We start from the raw sequence: 5,028 nt of genomic DNA on the forward strand, positions 1-5,028 counted from the left end.
TGGCGCTCAGCCCGCCTGCCATCTGCGCCAGCACGAAGCCCGGCACATCGATCGCGCGGATGCCGGTAAAGGTCGCCGTGAACGCGCAAGCCAGGGTCAAGGCAGGGTTGGCGAAGGACGTCGACGCGGTGAACCAGTAGCCTGCCACGATATAGGCCGCCACCGCAAACGGAACCAGGCCGGGCCGGCTGCGCCCGGTGCCGATCGCCACGCCGATCAGCCCGAAGGTGGCCACGAACTCGCTCCACCACATCGACGCCCCGGTGCGGCTTTGCGCCGACCACGCCAGCATCGGCTCGCCAAACATCGCATGCGCGCACGCGGTTCCCGCGATGGCGCCGCCGGTCTGAACCAGCGCATAGCGCCAGGCATCGCGCGCTGGCAGCGCCCCGCGCAACATGGCCGAGAGCGTGACCACCGGGTTGAGATGCCCGCCCGAGATCGGCCCCAGCGCGAGCAGCAGCGCGATCAGCCCGCCCCCGGTGGCCAGCGAATTCGCCAGCAATGCCAGCGCGGTATTGCCGCCCGCCAGTTGCTGCGCGCGAATGCCCGAGCCTACCACCACCGCTACCAGCAGCGCTGTGCCCAGCCCCTCGGCGACCAGGCGCCTGGCGAGCGTGATCGCAGGCGCGGGTACGCTTGGGCCATGCGGTTCGGCAGAGCGGACAGGGTCGGTCGTGACAGCGGAGGAAGGCGCGCGCATTGGGTTTGCAGTGGCAGGCGGGAGCGCGCAGTGTTCCGTTTTTCGCCGTCCAGCGTCAATGCACGCGTGGCTAGTATTGAATGAACCTGGGGTATCGAATGCGCGGCGTGTTTTGCTGGATCGCTATGTGGATTGCCTGGATACGCGGCTCGGCATGACGAAATCGGAGGTCAGGACCAGATGCGAAAGCCGGATTCGGGGGGTAATTGACGCAATGCCGATAATCGCAGGCGCGATGGCACTGGCGGAGGGGCGGATGGACGATTTTGTGCCTAAACATTAGGCGGTGGGCAGCGACAACGCAAGGGCGTTTTTGGTGTCGTGTGGCGGTCCGGTTTGATGGGTCCCCATGAGGTGGAGAACAACGGAACGGTCATTGAAGCAGCGGTATGGCCGGGCGTGGGAACGTGAAATCAACCAAGGCGGAATGCTGCCCTCGCGGCTTGATTCCAGGGGCCCTCATGCGTGTTACTCACACCGGTTGCTTCTGCTCGCCCGAAGCAATCCGTACGGCTTCTCGCCGCATGCAGGCAGGCATGAGCCGATCGTCGAACTGGTGCCCATCTGGCCAGTGAGCTAGCCCAACTCGATGCTCTCGGCATGGCCATCGGCGCAACCCCATTGGCCCATTGCCCGGGCCTTGGTGCCATACGGGGACTGAGATTGCAGGGGAGGCTTTCACGGACAGCGGATGGCCTGTGCTGCGTGCTGGCATTGCTGATGTGGAAACCGGATGGTGTCGTGGACCATCGGCAGCAGATGTACCGATTGCCCTGGCATGATGCGCCGATGCGTGCGTGAATGGCCTGATATCCGGCCCGGCGCTTTACCGCCCTACGCCAACGCAATGAAAAAAGCCCAAGACCTTTTCAGATCCTGGGCTTTTTCGCAATGCTGGTGGCCTGGGACGGAATCGAACCGCCGACACAAGGATTTTCAATCCTCTGCTCTACCGACTGAGCTACCGGGCCAAAGAAGGGAAATCATAGCAGCGCATTTTGACCGCGTCAAGCGCTTTGTGCGCCGCCGTTTTACTGCTCCGTGGGCTCCGGCTTGTTGCGGCTGAGTTCCACGCCGAGCTGCTTGAGCTTGCGGTACAGATGGGTGCGTTCGAGGCCGGTTTTCTCGGCGACGCGGGTCATGCTGCCGTGCTCGCGCAGCAGGTGGTATTCGAAGTAGGCGCGCTCGAACAGGTCGCGTGCTTCGCGCAGCGGCATGTCGAAGGAGAAATGCATCTCGGCTTCGGGCAGCCGTTGCGGGTTGCCGTTGGCCGCTTCGGCCGCGGTTTCCGCGGCCGCCGCCGCCGTGCCCTCGCTATTGCCGCCAGCGGGCAGCGCCGCGCCGGCCGCCGCCCCTGCGCGCGGGCGCTCGATGCCGCGCGCCAGGCCCTGTTCGACGGCGGACAGCAGTTTCTGCAGGGCAATCGGCTTCTCGAGGAAATTGAGCGCGCCGATCTTGGTCGCCTCCACCGCGGTATCGATGGTGGCGTGCCCCGACATCATGATGACGGGCATGGAGAGCAGGCCCTGGGCCGACCACTCCTTGAGCAGCGTGACGCCATCGGTATCGGGCATCCAGATGTCAAGCAGCACCAGGTCCGGCGTATTGCCGGCACGATACTCGCGCGCCTTCTGCGCGTTTTCTGCCACTTCGACCACATGGCCTTCGTCGCTGAGGATTTCCGAGAGCAACTCCCGGATACCCATTTCGTCGTCGACTACGAGGATGGTTGCCATACTTCCCCTCTTGACCCCACCGCGGCTGACCGGGTTCGGGGCCGCAACAATGACTATGCCAGTTTAACGAACAGGATGGAGATCTGCGCCCCGATGATTTCGGTGCCCTCCATGCGATTGCGCAACTCGATGCGTGCGCCGTGTTCGTCAATGATCTTCTTCACCATCGCGAGACCGAGGCCGGTTCCCTTGGCCTTGGTGGTCACATAGGGTTCGAACGCGCGACTGAGGATGCGCGGGGCGAAACCGGGACCGTTATCCGCAATGGTGAGCTTGACAGCCTGCCGGTCTTCGCCGGCAGAATCTTTGTATTCTACAGTCTCGGTGTGCAGAGCGATATGGGGCGCCGCCCTAGCGGCCGTCACGTTGTCCGCCACCGCATCCTGCGCGTTCTGCAGCAGGTTGTGAATCACCTGGCGCAGCTGGGTCGGATCACCCTTGATCTCGGGCAGGGTGGCGGCCAGCGACGGATGGATCACGGCATGCTCGTGGGGCCCGGTGTCGTCGATCCCGTAGAGGTGCAGCACTTCCGCCACCAGGGCGTTGATCTGCAGTGACTGCAACATCGCTGGCGGCGTGCGCGCATAGTCGCGGAAGTCGTCGACCATGCGCTTCATGGCCTGCACCTGGTTGACGATGGTGGTGGCGCCGCGCTTGAGCACATCGGCATCCAGTCCTTCCAGTTTTGGCGAGAGCTTCATCTGCAGCCGCTCGGCCGAGAGCTGGATCGGGGTCAGCGGGTTCTTGATCTCGTGCGCAAGGCGCCGCGCCACTTCCCCCCAGGCCACCGAGCGTTGAGCGGAAATCACATCCGAGATATCGTCGAACACGATCACATAGCCGGGTTCGCCTTGTTCGTCGCCGCGCCCGCCCGGCAGGCGCGCGCCTCGCACCAGCAGCGTGAGCGCTTGTTCCTCGTCGCCCTGAGGCAGCTCGATCTGCTTTTGCCAGTGCTGCGCGCCGCCCAGCATTTCACTGGTGCTCTGCTCCGAGAAGGCCTGCCGCACGATATCGCCGAAGGTGCCGAGCACCGGGATGTTGTCGATGGGCTCCCCCAGCTCGCTGGCGAAGGGCTGGCGGAAAATGCGCTCGGCGCCCGGGTTGGCGGTGATCAGCACGAAGCGGCGGTCGAACACGAAGACGCCGGCAGTGAGATTCTGCAGCACGCTCTCGAGGTAAGCCGTCGATTTCTCCAGCGCGCTGCGGTTCTGCTCCACCGCGATGCGTGCCTCGGACAACTGCCGCGTCATCATGTTGAACTGCTGGGTCAGCATGCCGAGCTCGTCGCGGCTCTTGAGCTCGCGCTTGGGCGAGAGATCGCCCTCGGCCACTTCCTTGGTTCCCTGCAACAGCATCAGCAGCGGCCGCGCCAGCTGCCCGCCGAGCAGCAGCGCCAGCATCACGGCGATAAACACCGCGAGGAACAGCGTCAGCGTCAGCGTGCCGATATACATCTTGCGCAGGCCGGTGCGGCCCAGCGCCTTCTCCTGGTATTCCTGGTAGGCGCGCTGCACTTCGTCGGCATTGCGCGCCAGCGCCGCGGGCACCGGGTGCACGACCTGCAGATAGCGTTCTTCGCGCACCGTCTCGCCCATCAGCCCGAAGCCGGACGACGCCGCGTCCTCCGGGCGGCGTTCCACCGACAGACCCGAGCCAGCCCAGCGGCTGGCCGCGTTGAGCGGTGCCTTCGAGGCTGGCTTGCCGACGCTTTCGGCGGGCGATTGCGCTTCGCTCTGCGCGGCGGGCGCGGGGCCAAGCGGCACGATGACGCGCAGCCGGTACAGGTGGCTGCCGTCGGCGCTTTCGGGCTGGCGGTGGCCGTCGACGGCGGGATCGGTGCCGCCCTCCACTGCCGCATAGCCGCCCGCGAGCCGCGCCTGCTCGGCCAGCACGCCGGATGGCAGGTCGGGCACCAGCGAGGCATAGTTGCTCGAGGCGGTGGCGATCACGCGGCCGCTGCCGGTGAAGATCGCGGCTTCCTGCACGCCATATTGCTCGCGCAGCCGGTTGAGCTGCAGCGAGGTGGCCACGTTGGACGCGCTATTGAGCTGGTCGGCCATCAGCCGCGCCTTGCCCTGCAGGTCCGACAGCGCGGTGTCGATGGTCGAGCGGCCAAGATTGAGGCCGGCCTCGAGCGCGGTTTCCACCCGCACGTCGAACCATGACTCGATGCTGCGCGAGACGAACTGCAGCGACACCAGGTAAATCAGGACGCCCGGCAGCACGCCCACCACGCCGAAGAACACGGCGAGCTTGGTCATCAGCCGCGTCCCGAACTTGCCGCGCCGGTAGCGCAGCCACAGGCTCACCGCCAGCGCACTGATGATCAGCACCAGCAGCACGCCGATCACCAGGTTGATCTTGAACAGCAGCGTGAAATAGCGGTCGAAGAATTCCGTGTTGGCCGAGGCGCCGGCGAGCAAGGCCACCAGCACCAGCGCCAGGAACACGATGATGCCTGCCACGACGCGATAGAGCACGCGCCGGAAACGACTGTCCCACAAGTTGCCGGGGGTCATGGCTGGCTCGCGGCCGGCTGCACCAGGGTGGTGGGCGAGAGCACGGTCGACACCGTGTGCGCGAAGGGTA

General features: G+C 65.4%; 3 protein-coding genes and 1 tRNA gene. All 4 read right to left on the reverse strand.

What is annotated here, in order from left to right:
• The coding region (locus P3W85_RS42950) for an aquaporin (protein WP_276269296.1) at positions 1–703 on the reverse strand (703 nt) is incomplete at its 3' end.
• Between the two features lie 895 nt (positions 704–1,598).
• Positions 1,599–1,674 (reverse strand) — tRNA-Phe (locus P3W85_RS42955).
• 60 nt (positions 1,675–1,734) lie between these two features.
• On the reverse strand, positions 1,735–2,439 hold the full coding sequence (locus P3W85_RS42960) for a response regulator (RefSeq protein ID WP_276269297.1): 705 nt from the start codon (positions 2,437–2,439) through the stop codon (positions 1,735–1,737).
• 53 nt (positions 2,440–2,492) lie between these two features.
• Positions 2,493–4,958 carry a sensor histidine kinase gene (locus P3W85_RS42965; protein WP_276269298.1) on the reverse strand — a complete coding sequence of 822 codons (2,466 nt, stop codon included), beginning with the start codon at positions 4,956–4,958 and terminating at the stop codon, positions 2,493–2,495.
• Positions 4,959–5,028 lie beyond the last annotated feature (70 nt).

Source organism: Cupriavidus basilensis (assembly GCF_029335485.1).
GTDB lineage: Bacteria > Pseudomonadota > Gammaproteobacteria > Burkholderiales > Burkholderiaceae > Cupriavidus > Cupriavidus basilensis_E.